At 73.3% G+C, this 16,982-nt stretch carries 17 protein-coding genes; 6 read left to right on the top strand and 11 right to left on the bottom strand.

The window, feature by feature from the left end; all coding sequences use genetic code 11:
* The first annotated feature begins 201 nt into the window (after positions 1 to 201).
* Genes H4687_RS12215 through H4687_RS12240 form a run of 6 tightly spaced genes read left to right on the top strand, consistent with a single transcriptional unit; the run spans position 202 to position 7,377 of the window.
* Complete coding sequence (locus H4687_RS12215) at positions 202 to 1,302, top strand: ADP-ribosylglycohydrolase family protein (protein ID WP_050399069.1); 1,101 nt, start codon at positions 202 to 204, stop codon at positions 1,300 to 1,302.
* On the top strand, positions 1,299 to 2,768 hold the full coding sequence (locus H4687_RS12220; protein WP_046920218.1) for an ADP-ribosylglycohydrolase family protein: 1,470 nt from the start codon (positions 1,299 to 1,301) through the stop codon (positions 2,766 to 2,768). Before H4687_RS12215 ends, H4687_RS12220 begins: the two co-directional genes overlap by 4 nt.
* A gap of 7 nt (positions 2,769 to 2,775) precedes the next feature.
* A complete protein-coding gene (locus tag H4687_RS12225; protein ID WP_046920216.1) occupies positions 2,776 to 3,942 on the top strand; it encodes an ADP-ribosylglycohydrolase family protein in 1,167 nt (388 codons plus the stop codon).
* Positions 3,939 to 5,345, top strand: a complete 1,407-nt coding sequence (locus H4687_RS12230) for an ADP-ribosylglycohydrolase family protein (RefSeq protein ID WP_050399071.1) — start codon at positions 3,939 to 3,941, stop codon at positions 5,343 to 5,345. Before H4687_RS12225 ends, H4687_RS12230 begins: the two co-directional genes overlap by 4 nt.
* Positions 5,342 to 6,541 carry a CaiB/BaiF CoA transferase family protein gene (locus H4687_RS12235; RefSeq protein ID WP_046915156.1) on the top strand — a complete coding sequence of 400 codons (1,200 nt, stop codon included), beginning with the start codon at positions 5,342 to 5,344 and terminating at the stop codon, positions 6,539 to 6,541. Before H4687_RS12230 ends, H4687_RS12235 begins: the two co-directional genes overlap by 4 nt.
* A complete protein-coding gene (locus tag H4687_RS12240; RefSeq protein ID WP_050399072.1) occupies positions 6,538 to 7,377 on the top strand; it encodes an HpcH/HpaI aldolase/citrate lyase family protein in 840 nt (279 codons plus the stop codon). Before H4687_RS12235 ends, H4687_RS12240 begins: the two co-directional genes overlap by 4 nt.
* A 176-nt stretch (positions 7,378 to 7,553) precedes the next feature.
* Here the strand turns inward: H4687_RS12240 and lgt are convergent, their stop codons facing one another.
* The 11 genes from lgt to hisI all read right to left on the bottom strand — a co-directional run bounded on the left by lgt (position 7,554) and on the right by hisI (position 16,912).
* Entirely contained in the window at positions 7,554 to 8,594 is a 1,041-nt protein-coding gene (gene lgt / locus H4687_RS12245; protein ID WP_046916379.1) for a prolipoprotein diacylglyceryl transferase, read from the bottom strand.
* Positions 8,595 to 8,720: 126 nt separating this feature from the next.
* Positions 8,721 to 9,494 (bottom strand): DsbA family protein, encoded by a 774-nt coding sequence (locus H4687_RS12250; protein WP_046916380.1) that lies wholly within the window; start codon positions 9,492 to 9,494, stop codon positions 8,721 to 8,723.
* Positions 9,495 to 9,610: 116 nt separating this feature from the next.
* The gene (trpA, locus tag H4687_RS12255; RefSeq protein WP_046916381.1) at positions 9,611 to 10,429 is read right to left on the bottom strand and encodes a tryptophan synthase subunit alpha; all 819 of its coding nucleotides are present in this window, start codon (positions 10,427 to 10,429) and stop codon (positions 9,611 to 9,613) included.
* Complete coding sequence (trpB, locus tag H4687_RS12260) at positions 10,426 to 11,709, bottom strand: tryptophan synthase subunit beta (protein WP_046916382.1); 1,284 nt, start codon at positions 11,707 to 11,709, stop codon at positions 10,426 to 10,428. Before trpB ends, trpA begins: the two co-directional genes overlap by 4 nt.
* Positions 11,710 to 11,944: 235 nt before the next feature.
* Positions 11,945 to 12,268, bottom strand: a complete 324-nt coding sequence (trpM, locus tag H4687_RS48455; RefSeq protein ID WP_404819273.1) for a tryptophan biosynthesis modulator TrpM — start codon at positions 12,266 to 12,268, stop codon at positions 11,945 to 11,947.
* A gap of 7 nt (positions 12,269 to 12,275) precedes the next feature.
* Entirely contained in the window at positions 12,276 to 13,085 is an 810-nt protein-coding gene (gene trpC, locus H4687_RS12265) for an indole-3-glycerol phosphate synthase TrpC (protein WP_020665626.1), read from the bottom strand.
* Positions 13,086 to 13,258: 173 nt separating this feature from the next.
* Entirely contained in the window at positions 13,259 to 13,765 is a 507-nt protein-coding gene (locus tag H4687_RS12270; RefSeq protein WP_046916383.1) for a DUF2752 domain-containing protein, read from the bottom strand.
* A gap of 73 nt (positions 13,766 to 13,838) precedes the next feature.
* Positions 13,839 to 14,111, bottom strand: coding sequence for an HGxxPAAW family protein (locus tag H4687_RS12275; protein ID WP_046916388.1), 273 nt, complete (start codon positions 14,109 to 14,111; stop codon positions 13,839 to 13,841).
* 155 nt (positions 14,112 to 14,266) lie between these two features.
* Positions 14,267 to 14,914 (bottom strand): TIGR02234 family membrane protein, encoded by a 648-nt coding sequence (locus H4687_RS12280; RefSeq protein ID WP_046916384.1) that lies wholly within the window; start codon positions 14,912 to 14,914, stop codon positions 14,267 to 14,269.
* Between the two features lie 52 nt (positions 14,915 to 14,966).
* Positions 14,967 to 16,445 (bottom strand): anthranilate synthase component I, encoded by a 1,479-nt coding sequence (locus tag H4687_RS12285; protein WP_046916385.1) that lies wholly within the window; start codon positions 16,443 to 16,445, stop codon positions 14,967 to 14,969.
* An 11-nt stretch (positions 16,446 to 16,456) separates the two neighbouring features.
* A complete protein-coding gene (hisI, locus tag H4687_RS12290) occupies positions 16,457 to 16,912 on the bottom strand; it encodes a phosphoribosyl-AMP cyclohydrolase (protein WP_097250407.1) in 456 nt (151 codons plus the stop codon).
* Positions 16,913 to 16,982 lie beyond the last annotated feature (70 nt).

The raw sequence follows: 16,982 nt of genomic DNA on the forward strand, positions 1-16,982 counted from the left end.
GTGATACGAGGGCGTTCCGGCAGCCGGTGGGGCGCCCGGTGTGGCAGAGATCTTCACAGCGGAAGTCTTCGGTCTCCACATCGTCGAATCTCCGCATCTGCAGATCTTCAGAGCGGATCGACCGCCCACCGGGCCCGAGCTGCCCACCGGGCGGGAGCGGCCCCAGGGCCAGACCTGCCCTCAGGGCCAGAGAGGCGCCATATGCCTTCCATCGCCTGCATTCCTTCGGTACCGGCGCCGGGGGACGCCGCCGATCTGCGCGAGCGCGCACGCGGGGCCATGCTCGGGCTCGCCGTCGGGGACGCGCTGGGGGCGCCCGCCGAGAACATGAAACCCTCCGAGATCCGCGCACGCTGGGGGCGCATCACGGGGTACGTGGCCGAGCACCCGTCGGGCACGGACGACACCGAGTACGCCATCTTCTCCGGGCTGCTGCTGGCCCGGCACGGCTCGGCGCTCACCGTCACGCATGTGGAGACGGCCTGGCACCAGTGGATCGCGGACCGGGACGAGGGCCCGTTCCGGGGCGCCGGCTTCAGCGAACGCGGCACCCTGGAGAACCTCCGCCGGGGCCTCGCCGCACCCATCTCCGCGCAGCACCGGCACGCCTGGAGCGACGGACTGGCCATGCGCGCGGCCCCCTTCGGCGTCTTCGCCTCGGGCCGCCCGGCGGAGGCCGCCCGTCTGGTCGCCGTCGACGGGTCGGTCAGCCACGACGGCGAGGGCATCTACGGCGGCCAGGCGGTCGCGGCCGGGGTGGCGGCGGCGATGGCGGGCGCCCCCACGATCGCCGTGGTCGCGTCGGCCCTCGCCGTGGTCCCGGACGACTCCTGGACGGCCCGGTCCCTGCGCCGGGCGGTCGCGGTCGCCCACCGCGGCGAGCGCGCGGTCCGCTCCGCCGTCGTCATCGGCGGCTATCCCTGGACCGACCTGGCCCCGGAGGCCGTCGCCCTCGCCTTCGGCGCCTACGCGGCGGCCGACGGCGACTTCACCGAGTCGGTGCTGACGGCGGTCAACATGGGCCGCGACGCCGACACGACCGCCGCCGTCGCCGGCGCGCTGGCCGGGGCGACCCGGGGCGCGTCCTCGATCCCGCCCGAGTGGGCGGCGGCCATCGGTCCGGCGCGAGGCAGCTGCCTGCCCTCCATGGCCGGCCACCACGTCCTCGACGTGGCCGAACTCCTGGTCCCCGGCGAGGGCGGCAAGTGGGCCACCGCCACCGCGAGCCCCCTCCCCCACGACGAGCGCCCCCCGACCGCCTTCACCCTGGCCCCGCCCACCCGACCGGAGACCTCCTCATGACCCCACCGACACCGTGGGACGAGACGACACCCACGGCCCCCTCGACGGAAGACGACGACACACGGCGCACGACGCCGACGGGTACGCCGACGCCGACGGCGTACGAGGAGCCCGCGCGCCCGCCCGCGCACACGCGGCACGACGAGCCCGCGCTCACGCCCGCCCACCCGCCGCACGAGCACCCTGGACCGAAGTCGCCCACCCCCGCACCCGCGGACGCGGTCGGCGAGGTCCCCGCGCAGGGGCCGCCCGCACCCGACGACGAGATCCGCACGCACCGCGCGGGCGGCCGGAACGCCCCGGCCGCAGGCACGGCCGAGGACGATACGACGCCGCGCCCCCCGCAGGGCTCCCGCATCGAGGGCCTCCTGCTCGGCCTCGCCGCGGGCGACGCCGCCGGCTGGCCCGCCGCCCGCCACCGGGCCGCCCGCATGCCGGAGTGGACCCGCCGTCTCACCCGCGAGCTGGACACCTTCGCCGAGCAGAACGCCACCACCACCCTCCCGGTCCCCATCGCCCTCAACCAGCCCCCCGAGCCCCTGCGCCTCGGCCCCTCCGACGACGCGGAATGGGCGGCCTTCGCCGCGGAGGCCCTGCTGCGCGCCGGCGACGCCGCCGCCCTCGGCGACCTCAGCCTGGAACGCCGCACCCGCGCCTCGATCGACCTCTCCTGGAACGCCGTGGCCAGCGAGGTCGCCGCAGCCGCCGAACGCGCCCCCGAGGTCGAGTCCGCCGTGCTCCCGCTGCGCGCCCGTATCTCCGTGCGCGCCGGCCTCGGCAACCTCGCCACCGGCCTGCGTCCGCCCGCCACCGGGCACGACAACCCGCACTACTTCGACGACGCGGCCTGCGTACGCGCCTGCGTGCTCGCCGCGGCCCACCCCGGCTACCCCCGACGCGCCGCCGATCTCGCCGAGTTCGACGCCCGCTACACCCAGGACGGCGACGGCGTGCACGGCGCACGCGCGATGGCCGCCGCGCTCGCGCTGGCGCTCGTCGGCGCGAACGTCGACGACTGCGCGGCGGCGGCCCTGGCCGAACTCCCCGCCGAGACGGAGATCGGCCGCAACGCCCGCCACGCCCTGGACCTCGCCCACCGCCACAGGGAAGAAGGAACATTCGCTCTGGTCCCGCTCCTGGAGCACCAGATCGTCGACCACGTCTACAGCTACGGCATCGCCGCCGCCGAGACCGTCCCCGTGGCACTCGCCCTGGCCACCGCCGCCGAGGGCCGGATCGCCGAGGCCGTCCCCGCCGCCGCCTGCCTCTCCCGCGTCGCCGACTCCGCCCCCGCCCTCGCCGGCGCCCTGACCGGCGCACTCGGCGGCGCCGCCGCCATCCCCGACTCCTGGCGGAACGCCTGCCGCACCCTCTCCGGGTGCGCCCTCCCCCGCCTCACCGGCACCGATCTCGTACACCTCGCCGAACTTCTCGCAACCACGGAACTCACCACCCCCGGAGGATGATTCGGGCATGACGCCCTCGAAGGAACCCCCCACCGCAGTGACCCTCGAAGAACGCATCACCGGCGCCCTGGTCGGCGCCGCCGTCGGCGACGCCCTCGGCGGCCCGGTCGAGGGCTACACCCCGGAGCAGATCGTCGAACGCCACGGCGGCCGCGTCCACGGCGTCGTCGGCCCCTGGAACGGCGACGACTGGCGCACCGCCCGCCCCATCGCGCCGTACCACAAGGGCGACGGCCACGTCACCGACGACACCCTGATGACCCACGCGCTGGTCCGGGTGTACGACCGCGTACGCGACCACCTGGACGCCTACGCCGTCGCCGAGCACCTGGTGCCCGACATGATGACGACCCCGCGCTGGATCCCCGAACTGGAGGCGGAGGCCCTCCCCCTGCAGCGGGTCTTCCTCGCCGAGAAGTGGCTGGTGGCCCGGATCCACTACGGCCACGTCGACCCGCGCGAGGCCGGCACCGGCAACATCGTCAACTGCGGCGCCGCGATGTACATGGCCCCCGTCGGCCTGGTCAACGCGGCCGACCCGCCCGGCGCGTACGCCGAGGCGCTCGACATCGCGGGCGCCCACCAGTCGTCGTACGGCAGGGAGGCGGCGGGCGTGTTCGCGGCGGGAGTCGCGGCGGCGTGCACGCCGGGCGCGACCGCCGAGTCGGTGATCGAGACGTGCCTGGCCCTGGCGAAGGACGGCACCCGCGCGGCGATCGAGGCCGTGTGCGAAGTGGCCGCCCGTCACAGGGACTTCGAGTCGGCGCTCCGGCCGCTCCGCGAGGCGGTGACCCCGTTCGACACGGTCGGTCCCGACTACCGCGCCCCCTCGCTGGGCGCCCGCCGCCCCTCCCGCCTGCACGCCATCGAGGAACTCCCCATCGCCCTCGGCATGTTGCTGGTGGCCCGCGGCGACTACCGCCACGCGGTCCTGGGTTCGGTGAACTACGGCCGCGACTGCGACTCGATCGCCACGATGGCGGGCGCCCTCGCGGGCGCGCTGGGCTCGGAGATCCCGTCCGACTGGGCCAAGACCGTGGCGGAGGCCAGCCGCCTGGACCTGCACGCGCCGGCCACGACCCTCGCGGAGGTCGCCCGCCGGATCCACGCGCAGGACGTACGCCGCCGCCGCGCCCACGAGTCCGCCTTCGCCGCGCTGGCCTCGCTCCGGTGACCCCCCTGGCTCCCCTCCGTCTCACCTGGGTCCAGCCGGAGGATCTCCTCGGTCACGAACTCCACCAGGCGGTACAGGACGGCCGTGCACCCTCGGCCGTCGCCGCCCGCTGGCGCGCGGCCGGCGGCCCCCCGGCGCCCCTGCGCGCCGGCGCCTCCCCCCAGCGGGTCTCCCGCTACCTGCGGCAACTCGCCGAGGACCTGCTGGACGAACTGGCGGACCTGCCGAGCGGGTTGCGGGAGGTGGAGCCCACGGACCTGAGCGGGATCAAGGCGCTCTGCCCGAACTGGCCGGCGCCCCCGTCATCCTCCGGCGCCCCGCCGGCACCACCCCGCCCCACCCCGGCCGCGTACCTCCCCCGGCTGGAAGCCGCCTGGCTCGGCCGCGCCGTCGGCTGCCTCCTCGGCAAACCCGTCGAGAAGCTTCCCCTGTCCGCGATCCGCGCGCTCGCGCGGGCCGCCGACAACTGGCCCCTCACCACCTGGTTCACCGCCCGCGGCGTCCCCGCGGAACTCCTCACCGCCCACCCCTGGAACCGTCGCTCGGCCCCCACCTCCCTCGCCGAGAACATCGACGGCATGCCCGAGGACGACGACCTCAACTACCCCCTGCTGAACCTCCTCCTGCTCAACCGCCACGGCCGCGACTTCACCACCACCGACGTGGCCACGCTCTGGCTCGACGAACTCCCCGCGGGCCGCACCTTCACCGCCGAACGCGTCGCCTACCGCAACCTCCTCAGCGGCATCGAGCCCCCGCACACCGCCCGCCACCGCAACCCGTTCCGCGAATGGATCGGCGCCCTGATCCGCGCCGACGTCCACGGCTGGACCAACCCCGGCGACCCGGCCGGCGCGGCCGAACAGGCCCACCGCGACGCCATCCTCACCCACACCGCGAACGGCGTCCACGCGGCGATGTTCGTCGCGGCCACCATCGCGGAAGCGGCCACCGGCACCCACGACATCCACCACTGCCTGCGCACCGGCCTCACGGTCGTCCCCCCGGACTCCCGCCTGGCGAAGGCGATCCGCCACGCCCTGCGACTGGCCACCGCCCACCGCGACTTCGACACGGTCGTCGACGAACTCCACGCCACCTACGCCGACCACCACTGGGTCCACGTCCTGCCCAACACGGCCCTGCTCACCGCCGCCCTCACCCACGCCGACGGCGACTTCACGGCCTCCATCTGCCGCGCGGTGTCCGGCGGTTGGGACACCGACTCCAACGGCGCGACGGCGGGCAGCATCGCCGGCCTGCTCACCGGCTCCCCGGACGCGCTCCCCGAGCGCTGGACGGCCCCCCTCAAGAACCGCCTGGCCACCTCGATCGCCGACTTCAACGGCGCCGGCTTCGACACCCTGGCCCACCTCACCCTCCGGGAGACCCCCCACCCATGACCCAGGCGTACGACCCCCCGCTCTCCCACCTCCGCGTCCTCGACCTCGCCACCCTCTTCGCCGGTCCCCTCGCCGCCACGATGCTCGGCGACTTCGGCGCGGAGGTCATCAAGGTCGAGCACCCCACGAAGCCGGACCCGTCCCGCGGCCACGGCCCCTCGAAGGACGGGGTGGGCCTGTGGTGGAAACTGCTGGGCCGCAACAAGCGCACCCTGACGCTGAACCTCTCCACCCCCGGCGGCCGGGACACCCTGCTGCGCCTGGCCGCCACCGCCGACGTGGTCATCGAGAACTTCCGCCCCGGTACCCTGGAGAAATGGGGCCTCGGCTGGAAGGAGCTGTCGGCGGCGAACCCCCGTCTGGTCCTCGCCCGGGTCACCGGCTTCGGCCAGTTCGGCCCGTACGCGCACCGCCCCGGCTTCGGCACGCTCGCCGAGGCGATGAGCGGCTTCGCCGCGATCACCGGCGAGCCGCACGCCCCACCGGTCCTGCCCCCCTTCGGCCTCGCCGACTCGATCGCGGGACTGGCGACGGCGTACGCGGTGATGACCGCCCTCGCCGCGCGTGACCGGACCGGCGAGGGGCAGACGGTCGACATGGCGATCATCGAGCCGATCCTCACCGTCCTCGGCCCCCAACCCCTCTGGTACGACCAGCTCGGCCATGTCCAGCCCCGCACCGGCAACCGCTCCGCCAACAACGCCCCCCGCAACACCTACCGCACGGCGGACGGCTCCTGGGTGGCCGTCTCCACCTCCGCCCAGTCGATCGCGGAACGGGTGATGCGCCTGGTCGGGCGCCCCGAGCTGATCGACGAGCCCTGGTTCGCGTCCGGGGCGGAGCGGGCCCGCCACGCGGACGTCCTGGACGAGGCGGTCGGCGCGTGGATCGCCCGCCACACCCGCGAGGAGGTCATCGAGGTGTTCGAGAAGGCGGAGGCGGCCGTCGCCCCCATCCAGGACATCACCGACGTGATGACCGACCCCCAGTACCGGGCCCTGGACACCGTCACCACGGTGGACGACCCCGATCTCGGACCGCTGCGCATGCAGAACGTCCTCTTCCGGCTCTCCGCCACACCCGGCGCGATCCGCTGGGCGGGCCGCGCCCACGGCGCCGACACGGACTCGGTCCTCACCGAACTGGGCCTGTCGGACACGGACATCGAGACCCTCCGCAAGGAGGGCGCCCTGTGACCCCCATCCCCCTGACCTGGCTGTACGTCCCCGGTGACCGTCCGGAGGTGGTCACCAAGGCCCTGGCCTCCGGCGCGGACGTGGTGATCGTGGACCTGGAGGACGCGGTGGCCCCGGACCGCAAGGCCTACGCCCGCGCGGCCACGGCCGACCTCCTCTCGGCCCCGCCGCCCGTGCCCGTCCACGTACGGGTGAACGCTCTGCACACCCCGGACGCCGAACAGGACCTCAAGGCCCTCTCGCTCCTGCCCGGCCTGTCGGCGCTCCGCCTCCCGAAGGTCACCTCCCCCGCCGAGGTCGCCGCCGTCGCGGAGGGGACCGCTCACGCGGAAGGGGGCGCGATCCCTCTGTACGCCCTCCTCGAATCGGCCCTGGGCGTCGAACGTGCCTACGACATCGCCACCGCGCATCCCGCGCTGCGCGGCATCGCGCTGGGCGAGGCGGACCTCCGTGCCGACCTGGCCGTCCACCACGACCGGGCCCTCGACTGGCCCCGCTCCCGAGTGGTCCTCGCCGCGCGCGCGGCCGGCCTCCCCTCGCCGGCCCAGTCGATCCACCCGGACATCAAGGACCTCGAAGGCCTGGCCGTCTCCTGCGCGCACGGCCGCGCCCTCGGCTTTTTGGGCCGCGCCGCCATCCACCCCCGCCAGCTCCCGGTCATCGAGCGCGCCTACGCGCCCACCCCGCAGGAGGTGGAATCGGCCGAGGAGACCCTCAGAGCCGCGACCACCACCCCCGGCGCCCAGGCCCTCCCCGACGGCCGCTTCGTCGACCCGGCCGTGGTGGCCGCCGCCCAGAGAACCCTGACCTTGGCCAACCGCCCCGTCGGACACTGAAGCCTGCGCCCCTCGCCGACGCCTCCGAGGGGCACGGTCTTTCAGGCCCGCAGGGCCTGGTTCTTCAGGGGCGCGGGGAACTGCGCGAGAAAGCCCCACCGGACCCGCACCAGCCCCGAACCCAAAACACCCACCCGCCCCCTAAGGGGGCAGATGGGTGCTCGAACACCTACGGGTCAGCTCTTCTCCGCGGACTCGGCCTTCTTCCCGACCACGGAGTCGGAGACTTCCGCATCCTTCTTTTCCTCGACGCCCTCGGCGCTCTTGTCCTTGGCGCTCTTGGCGTCCTCGACGTCGTCGACATCCTTCGCGTCGGCCTTCCCCGAGGCCTCCGCCGACTCCGAGTCCCCGTCGTCCTTCCGGTCCACCGCGGCGGCGCCCTCGTCCCCGTTCCCGTCGGAGACGCCCGGCTCGACGACCTCTTCCCGTCCCGGCCGCTTCCGCGCCGACAGGACCAGATAGATCACCGCGAGGACGAAGACGAGCAGCGCGGTCCAGTTGTTCAGGCGCAGCCCGAGGATGTGGTGGGCCTCGTCGACCCGCATGTACTCGATCCAGAACCGCCCGACGCAGTACGAGGCCACGTACAGCGCGAACGCCCGCCCGTGCCCGAGGGTGAAGCGACGGTCCGCCCAGATGACGAGGAGCGCGACGCCGATGCACCACAGCGACTCGTAGAGGAAGGTCGGGTGGTACGTGCCCGGCAGCCGTCCGTCCGTGGAGGACGTGATCTCCACGGCCCACGGGAGATCGGTCGGCTTGCCGTACAGCTCCTGGTTGAACCAGTTGCCCCACCGCCCGATCGCCTGTGCGAGGGCGATGCCGGGCGCGACGGCGTCGGCGTACGCGGGCAGCGGGATCCCACGCCGGCGGCAGCCGATCCACGCGCCCACCGCGCCGAGCGCGATCGCGCCCCAGATGCCGAGCCCGCCCTCCCAGACCTTGAAGGCGTCGACCCAGTCACGACCCTCGCTGAAGTACAGCTCGTAGTCCGTGATCACGTGGTAGAGCCGCCCGCCGACCAGGCCGAAGGGCACGGCCCAGACGGCGATGTCGGCGATCGTGCCGGCCTGTCCGCCCCGCGCGACCCAGCGTTTGTTGCCGAGCCAGACGGCTACGAAGACACCGATGATGATGCAGAAGGCGTAGCCGCGCAGCGGGACGGGACCGAGGTAGAGCACCCCGCGCGACGGGCTGGGAATGTAGGCAAGTTCCATGGCAGGGTCGACGCTACCCTGCCGGGCCCGGCCGACGGCGGGCGGCCCGGCAACGGGTCCATAACGCCGTGTCACCTCTGCCTCGACGCCTCACCACCCCCGCCAGCCCCAAGGCTCACACACCGCTCACCCCTTTGCCCTCGCCTCCACCATCTGCTTCAGCTTGGCGGGGGTCATGGACTGGTCCGCGTAGATGTTGGTGCCGTTGAGGAAGACGCTCGGCGTGCCGGAGAAGCCGCCCTTCTGGAACGCCTCGTTCGACTTGGCGACCCAACTGGTGTGCTTGCCGTCCTCGACGCAGGTGCGGAAGGGCGCGGTATCCAGTCCGTCCACCTTCTTCGCCAGGTCGAGGAGCTTGGTCTCGTCGGCGAAGTCGTCGTTCGTCTCGGGCGGCTGGTTCTCGTAGAGCACGTCGTGGTAGGCCGGGAAGCCGCCCTCGTTCTGTGCGCAGGCGGCGGCGTTGGCGGCCTTGCGGGAGCCGCTGCCGCCCATGTTCCCGTCGATCAGGGTGGCGAGGTGGTACTCGACCTTCAGCTTCCCGGCCTCGGTCAGCTCGTGGATCGTGGAGCGGTAGGCGTCCTCGAAGGACTTGCAGGCCGGGCAGCGGAAGTCCTCCCACACCGAGAGGGTCGACTTCGCGCCGGGGTCCCCGACGGGGATCGCGAGGCTGTCCTCGCCGTTGGCCCCCGAGGGTGCCACGACCGGGCCCGCGCTGTCGGCGTCGTCCTTGCCCGCGTTCGCCGCCACGACGCCGATCACGGCGGCCAGTCCCAGCACGCCCAGCACCGAGGCACCCACGATCAGGACCTTGCGGCGCTTCTCGGCGGTCTTCTGCTTCTCGCGCTCCTCCGCCAGCCGTTCCCGGGCGGTGCGCTTTCCCTCATGGTTCTTCTCGCTCACATCCCGCAGAACGAACCGGGGAGGCGCACCGCGCCTCCCCGGTCCCACTTCCACCCGTTCGAGTGAGCGTTCTGCCCGTTACGTCCGGTCAGCCCCGTACGACAAACGGGTGAACGTCACGCGCCCCGGCGTACGCCCTTCGCGAGGTCGCCCGCCAGCTCGCGCACGGCGACCAGACCGGCCGCCTCGTCGGGGGCGTCCAGCATCCGCTTCACGAACGCGGAGCCGACGATCACGCCGTCGGCGAACCCGGCGACCTCGGCGGCCTGCTCGGCGTCGGAGACGCCGAGCCCGACGCAGACCGGCAGGCCGGAGCCCGTGGCCCGGGTGCGTTCCACCAGGTCCTGGGCCTGCGCGCCGACCGACGCCCGGGTGCCTGTGACCCCCATGAGCGAGGCGGCGTAGACGAAGCCGCTGCCCGCCGCGGTGATCTCGGCGAGCCGCGCGTCCCTGCTGCTGGGCGCGACGACGAAGACCGTGCTGAGCCCGTGCTTCTCGGCGTGCTCCCTCCACAGCGCCGACTCCTGGACGGGCAGGTCGGGCAGGATGCAGCCCGCGCCGCCCGCCTCCGCCAGCTCGGCCGTGAAGCGCTCGACGCCGTAGCGGTCGATGGGGTTCCAGTACGTCATGACCAGGACGGGCTTCCCGGTGGCCTCGAAGGCCTCCCGGACCGTACGCATCACGTCCGCGATCTTGACGCCGCCGCGCAGGGCGATGTCGTCGGCGGTCTGGATGACGGGTCCGTCGAGAACCGGGTCGCTGTGCGGCAGCCCGACCTCGACGACGTCGGCGCCGCCCTCGAAGACGGCCTTGATCGCGGCGATGCCGCCGTCGACGGTCGGGAACCCGGCCGGCAGATAGGCGATGAGCGCGGACCGGCCCTCCGCCTTGGCGGCGGCGAGGGTGTCGCTCAACAGCTGGATGTTCCCGCTCACTTGGCGTCCCCCTCGATCTCGGCGAGATCGGCCGCGTCGGCCGCGACCTCGGCGTCGGTGTCGTACAGGCCGAAGTAGCGCGCGGCCGTGTCCATGTCCTTGTCGCCGCGCCCGGACAGGTTGACGACGATCAGCCCGTCCTTGCCCAGCTCCCTGCCGACCTCCAGGGCGCCGGCGAGCGCGTGGGCGCTCTCGATCGCCGGGATGATGCCCTCGGTGCGCGACAGCAGGCGCAGCGCCTGCATGGCGGCGTCGTCGGTGACCGCGCGGTACTCGCCCCGGCCGCTGTCCTTGAGGTACGCGTGCTCGGGGCCGATGCCCGGGTAGTCGAGGCCGGCCGAGATCGAGTACGGCTCGGTGATCTGGCCCTCCTCGTCCTGGAGGACGTACGAGCGCGAGCCGTGCAGGATGCCCGGTTCACCGGCGGTGAGCGTCGCCGCGTGCTCACCGGTCTCGATGCCGTGGCCGGCGGGCTCGCAGCCGACGAGGCGTACGCCGGTGTCGGGGATGAAGGCGTGGAAGAGTCCGATGGCGTTGGACCCGCCGCCGACGCAGGCCACGGCGGCATCCGGCAGCCGTCCGGCGCGTTCGAGGATCTGACGCCGTGCCTCGACCCCGATGACACGGTGGAAGTCGCGGACCATGGCGGGGAAGGGGTGGGGGCCGGCGACCGTTCCGAACAGGTAGTGGGTGCGGTCGACGTTGGCGACCCAGTCCCGGAACGCCTCGTTGATGGCGTCCTTGAGGGTCCGCGAGCCGGATTTCACGGCGATGACCTCGGCGCCCAGCATGCGCATGCGGGCGACGTTGAGGGCCTGCCGCTGGGTGTCGATCTCGCCCATGTAGATCGTGCAGTCGAGCCCGAAGAGCGCGCAGGCCGTGGCGGTGGCGACGCCGTGCTGGCCCGCTCCCGTCTCGGCGATGACCCGCGTCTTGCCCATGCGCCGGGTGAGCAGGGCCTGCCCGAGCACGTTGTTGATCTTGTGCGACCCGGTGTGGTTCAGGTCCTCACGCTTGAGGAACACCCGCGCCCCGCCGGCGTGCTCGGCGAACCTCGGCACCTCGGTGAGCGAGCTGGGCCGCCCGGTGTAGTGCACGAGCAGGTCGTCGAGCTCGCGCGCGAACTCGGGGTCGTGCTTGGCCTTGTCGTACTCCACGGCGACCTCGTCCACGGCGGCGACCAGCGCCTCCGGGATGAACTTGCCGCCGAACGCGCCGAAATACCCCTCGGCGCTGGGAACCTGACCCTCGGGGTCGGGAATGAAGAACTCACTGGACATGCGGATACCTCGCAGGGGCAGGGCCCCGAAGTTGGCCGGACTATGACTCGCGGTGACTCGCGGTGATCACGTACGCGCGCCGCCCTTGATGCCGTCGACCCGCCACCGCGGGTTTCACCCGCCACGAAGGCGAGCGATCACGGCGGTGTCGGTCGGCGGTGCCGAACCGACCGGAAGCGCCCTCGGTGACCGTCGAGGCGAAGAACACCCGGCGGTCAGGGAAGGCGGACGCGGCTCAGCTGCCCGCAGGGCATCGGCGCGCACGTGACCGGGGCCATCGCATGCCGTTCACCTGACCCGGCTCGTCACCGATGACGTACCGGACCCGGCGCCCGTGGACCCGGCGGGCGGGTGCGCGGCAGCCACGGGGACGGCACCCGCGCGCGAGGCGGGCGTAGGGGTCCCTGGTCGTCATGGAGATCGAGAACATCGGAGCACAGCCTACCGGCCCCGGCTCACCCGTGTGGGTGACCTCGGCCGATACGGAGGCTCCCCCGCACCCCGGCGCCCCGGCCGGGACGGATCCCGGCCGGTCGGCGGCGAAGGCGCGGTCGGTCATGGCGGGGTCAGCCCCGCCCGTGCCGCAGCGCCGGGTGCTCGCCCGCGGCGACGAGGTCGGCGACGGCGGTCTTGGGGTCCTTGCCGGTGACGAGGGACTCGCCCACGAGGACGGCGTCGGCGCCGGCGTTGGCGTAGGCGATGAGGTCGTGCGGGCCCCGGACGCCGGACTCGGCGATCTTGATGAGGGAGTCGGGGATCTCGGGGGCGACCCGCTCGAAGGTGGTGCGGTCCACCTCCAGGGTCTTGAGGTTGCGGGCGTTGACCCCGATCACCCGGGCACCGGCGTCGACCGCGCGTTCGACCTCGTCCTCGTCGTGGACCTCGACGAGCGGGGTGAGCCCGATGGACTCGGCCCGCTCGATCAGCGACTCCAGCGCCGGCTGGTCGAGGGCGGCGACGATCAGCAGCACGACATCGGCGCCGTACGCCCGCGCCTCCCACAGCTGGTACGAGGTGACGATGAAGTCCTTGCGCAGGACGGGGATGTCCACGCGCGCGCGGACGGCCTCCAGGTCGGCCAGCGAGCCGCCGAAGCGGCGCTGTTCGGTGAGGACGGAGATGATCGCCGCGCCACCCGCCTCGTAGTCGGCCGCGAGACCGGCCGGGTCGGCGATGGCGGCGAGCGCGCCCTTGGAGGGGCTGGACCGCTTGACCTCGCAGATCACCTTGACGCCGTCGCCGCGGAGCGCGGCCGCGCCGTCCTTGGCCGCAGGAGCCTTCGCCACGCGCTCCTTGAGCTCGTCGAGGCTGACGCGCGCCTGCCGTTCCGCGAGGTCGGCACGGACTCCGTCGATGATCTCGTCGAGCACACTCACGCGAGCGGCCCCCCTTTCAGACGGTGGAAATCGGTGACAACGTTTGACCGTCACGCATTGACAGTCGAGCGGTTCTCATGGTTCGGGCAGTTCACTGTGATGGTATCCGCAGGAGGGCGTAGGCCTCGCATCCGGTTGACGGCGGTCCCACCACCTGGACGTTCACCGTTTGATCAAGGATGGAGCCAGCCACCGAACGGCAGGTTCCGGACAACCGTGAAGACCAGCGCCGACGCGCCGAGCGACCACAGCTGCACGGGTCCGAGGCGCAGGCGCAGGGATCGTCCGCGCGCGGTACGGACCACCCATACGGTCCACAGCACGGCGAAGCCCAGGAAACCCACCACGGCCAGCGCGTTGTCGGTGAGGGCGGTCGCGAGGTCGCCGTGCGCGAAGGCGTGCGCGCTGCGCAGACCGCCGCAGCCGGGGCAGTACAGGCCGGTCAAGCGCCACAGCGGACACACCGGGTAGTGGCCGGGTTCGTTGGGGTCCACGGCCGCCACGTACGCGAAGGCCCCGCCGACGGCCGCGAGCACCCCGGCGGGCACCGCGAGCGCGCGGAGCGTGCGCCCGGTGGTCCGCGGGGGGCCGCCGGTCGCGACGGTCGCATCGACCGGCTCGGCGCCGTGGAGGCGCGGCGGCGGCGCGGTCGGCTGGGTGTCGGCGTTCACACACCGCATTGTGCCCCGCGCGGGCCGTACGCGCGCCGGAGGGACGGCCCGCGGTGACACGGGACCGTCCCTCGGGCGGGGGTCAGCCCTGGGCGCCGGCCGGCTCGGGAGTGGTCGCGCTCTGCGCGCGGACCGCCGCGGTCTCGTACGCGGCGTGCGCGTCCTTCGGCTGGCCCATGCCCATGGCACGCATGACCATGCCGACGACGCCGCCGAGGACGACGATGACCATGCCGGCCCAGAATCCCAGCGGCTGGGCCATCACCATGTAGGCGCCCGAGACGCAGAAACCGATGAAGGCGATGGTGACGCCGGTCCAGGCGGCCGGGGTGTGACCGTGGCTGCTGCCCGCCATGACTTGCTCCTCGTTGTTCATTGCGTCGTGCTCGATGCGTGACGCTCGATGCCTGTGCTGAGTCGGACGCTCGTCGTCCATTGTTCCGTACGGGTACGGGTGCCATGAGCGGGGGTGTCCACTCTCACGTTCCCGGCTCCGTGCGGCTCGGCGCCTCAGGCCGGGCCGGGCCCCGTGGGATCCTCGCCCCGGTCCAGGGCCTTCCACATGTCCTCGGGCCGGTCGGGGTCGACCGGCCGGACCTTGCGCGGCCGGGGTGTGCCGTCGCGTTCGTAACGGCCGGACATCGCGGGCCACTGCCGTCCGTAGCGCAGCGCGAGCAGCCCGGCGAGCAGGATGAGCGCGCCACCGGCGGCCGCGACGTACGGCCAGCCGGTGTGGCTGAGCGCGTCGACGGTCGCGGCGGTGTCACCGGAGGCCTCGGCCGCCTTGCCGTCGAGCGCGGTGCTGTCCCGGGCGCCGAGCAGCGCGGCGGCGATGATGCCCGCCCCGGAGAGGGCGAGCAGCGCGGCGACCAGGACGCGCCCGGACCGGCGTACGGCGAAGACGGCGACGAGCGCGGCGAGCCCCACCACGGCGAGCGCCGCCGGCACGCCCGTGACGTCGCTGCCCTGGGCGGTCAGCGGGAAGTCGCCGCCCGCCAGCGAGATGGTGCCCTCCGACCAGCGCTGTCGGCTGGCGAGCAGCGTGACGGCCGCGCCGAGGGCACCGCTGAGCAGCGCCAGGGCGAGACTGCGCCGGCCGGCACGGACGGACGCGGGTTCGGAACGGGGGTGGTCTGGTGCTGCGGTCACGTACTCCACTATCGCCTGCCCCCCGGGTGGATCGTCACCCGGGGCGCACGTGAGAAGCGCCCTACTCTCCCAGCCGGTTGGCCGTGTGCACCGCGCGCAGGACCGCCGCCGCCTTGTTGCGGCACTCGGTGTCCTCCGCGAGGGGGTCGGAGTCGGCGACGATGCCGGCGCCGGCCTGGACGTAGGCCGTGCCGTCGCGCAGCAGTGCCGTGCGGATGGCGATGGCGGTGTCGGAGTCGCCCGCGAAGTCGAGATAGCCGACGCAGCCGCCGTACAGGCCCCGGCGGGAGGGTTCCAGCTCGTCGATGATCTGCATCGCGCGCGGCTTGGGGGCGCCGGAGAGGGTGCCGGCGGGGAAGCATGCGGTCAGGACGTCGAAGGCGGTACGGCCCGCCGCGACCCGGCCGGTGACGGTGGACACGATGTGCATGACGTGGGAGTACCGCTCGACGGACATGAAGTCGACGACCTCGACCGAGCCCGGCTCGCAGACCCGGCCCAGGTCGTTGCGGCCCAGGTCGACGAGCATCAGGTGCTCGGCGCGCTCCTTGGGGTCGGCGAGCAGTTCGTCGGCGAGGGCCTGGTCCTCCTGCGGGGTCGCCCCGCGGTGCCGGGTGCCGGCGATGGGGTGGACCATGGCCTGCCCGTCCTCGACCTTGACCAGGGCCTCGGGGGAGGAGCCGACGACGTCGAAGCCGTCGAAGCGGAACAGGTACATGTACGGGGACGGGTTGGTCGCCCGCAGGACGCGGTAGACGTCCAACGCGCTTGCCGTGCAGGGGGTTTCGAAGCGCTGGGAGGGGACGACCTGGAAGGCCTCGCCGGCCCGGATGCGCTCCTTGATGTCCTCCACGGCCGTCTGGAAGTCGGGGCCGCCCCACAGCGCGGTGTACTCGGGCAGCTCCGAGGGCGGCAGGGCCGCCGGGGGCTGGGCGACGGGCCGCGAGAGGTCGGCCTCCATGGCGTCGAGGCGGGCGACGGCGTCGGCGTGGGCCTCGTCGACGCCCGTGTCCAGGTCGTTGTGGTTGATGGCGTTGGCGATCAGCAGGACCGAGCCCTCCCAGTGGTCCATGACCGCCAGGTCGCTCGTCAGCAGCATGGTCAGCTCGGGCAGCTTCAGGTCGTCCCGTCCGCCGGGGCCGATCTTCTCCAGGCGGCGCACGATGTCGTAGCCCAGGTAGCCGACCATGCCGCCGGTGAAGGGCGGCATGCCCTCCTCGTGGGGCGTGTGGAGGGCCTCGATGGTGGCGCGCAGCGCGGCGAGGGGGTCGCCGTCCACGGGGACGCCGACGGGCGGGGTGCCGAGCCAGTGGGCCTCGCCGTCGCGGGCGGTGAGGGTGGCGTGGCTGCGGACGCCCACGAAGGAGTAGCGGGACCACGAACGGCCGTTCTCCGCGGACTCCAGCAGGAAGGTGCCGGGGCGCTCGGCGGCGAGCTTGCGGTAGAGCCCGACCGGGGTGTCGCCGTCGGCGAGGAGCTTGCGGCTGACGGGGATGACCCGGCGGTCGCCGGCCAGTTTGCGGAACGTCTCGAGGTCCATGGCGGCTGACCTTACTGATCCAGTGACGGTACGTCGGAACCGGCGCCGCTCCCGACGCCTTCCACGGCCTTGAGGACGTCCTCGTCGAAGCAGGTGCGGGCGCCGGTGTGGCAGGCGGCGCCGACCTGGTCGACCTTGACGAGGACGGTGTCGGCGTCGCAGTCCAGGCTGACGGACTTCACCCACTGGAAGTGACCGGAGGTGTCGCCCTTCACCCAGTACTCACGGCGGCTGCGCGACCAGTACGTGCAGCGGCCGGTGGTGAGCGTGCGGTGCAGGGCCTCGTCGTCCATCCAGCCGAGCATGAGCACCTCACCGGTGTCGTACTGCTGGGCGATGGCGGGCAGGAGCCCGTCGACGCCGCGCTTGAGGCGGGCGGCGATCTCGGGGTCCAGCACGCTGGGCGTGCCGGGACCGGCGGGGGCTCCGGGACCGTGGGGGCTGCTGGAGGACGGCGTGCTGGTCATGCGTGCCATTGTGCCGCGCCGGGCCGGGCGGCCTCGCCCGTTGTCCACAGGCCGGACCCTCTTGTCGTAC

The organism is Streptomyces stelliscabiei (genome assembly GCF_014873495.1).
Lineage (GTDB): Bacteria > Actinomycetota > Actinomycetes > Streptomycetales > Streptomycetaceae > Streptomyces > Streptomyces bottropensis.

Excerpts from the sequence above, each read along its gene's own strand:
- H4687_RS12270 (WP_046916383.1), bottom strand. The coding sequence starts at position 13,765 with ATGCGGTGTGTGAACGCCGACACCCAGCCGACCGCGCCGCCGCCGCGC.
- H4687_RS12215 (WP_050399069.1), top strand. The coding sequence starts at position 202 with ATGCCTTCCATCGCCTGCATTCCTTCGGTACCGGCGCCGGGGGACGCC.
- H4687_RS12285 (WP_046916385.1), bottom strand. The coding sequence starts at position 16,445 with ATGGACCTCGAGACGTTCCGCAAACTGGCCGGCGACCGCCGGGTCATC.
- H4687_RS12275 (WP_046916388.1), bottom strand. The coding sequence starts at position 14,111 with ATGGCGGGCAGCAGCCACGGTCACACCCCGGCCGCCTGGACCGGCGTC.
- trpM (WP_404819273.1), bottom strand. The coding sequence starts at position 12,268 with ATGACCGACCGCGCCTTCGCCGCCGACCGGCCGGGATCCGTCCCGGCC.
- H4687_RS12235 (WP_046915156.1), top strand. The coding sequence starts at position 5,342 with ATGACCCAGGCGTACGACCCCCCGCTCTCCCACCTCCGCGTCCTCGAC.
- trpB (WP_046916382.1), bottom strand. The coding sequence starts at position 11,709 with ATGTCCAGTGAGTTCTTCATTCCCGACCCCGAGGGTCAGGTTCCCAGC.
- hisI (WP_097250407.1), bottom strand. The coding sequence starts at position 16,912 with ATGACCAGCACGCCGTCCTCCAGCAGCCCCCACGGTCCCGGAGCCCCC.
- H4687_RS12225 (WP_046920216.1), top strand. The coding sequence starts at position 2,776 with ATGACGCCCTCGAAGGAACCCCCCACCGCAGTGACCCTCGAAGAACGC.
- lgt (WP_046916379.1), bottom strand. The coding sequence starts at position 8,594 with ATGGAACTTGCCTACATTCCCAGCCCGTCGCGCGGGGTGCTCTACCTC.
- H4687_RS12220 (WP_046920218.1), top strand. The coding sequence starts at position 1,299 with ATGACCCCACCGACACCGTGGGACGAGACGACACCCACGGCCCCCTCG.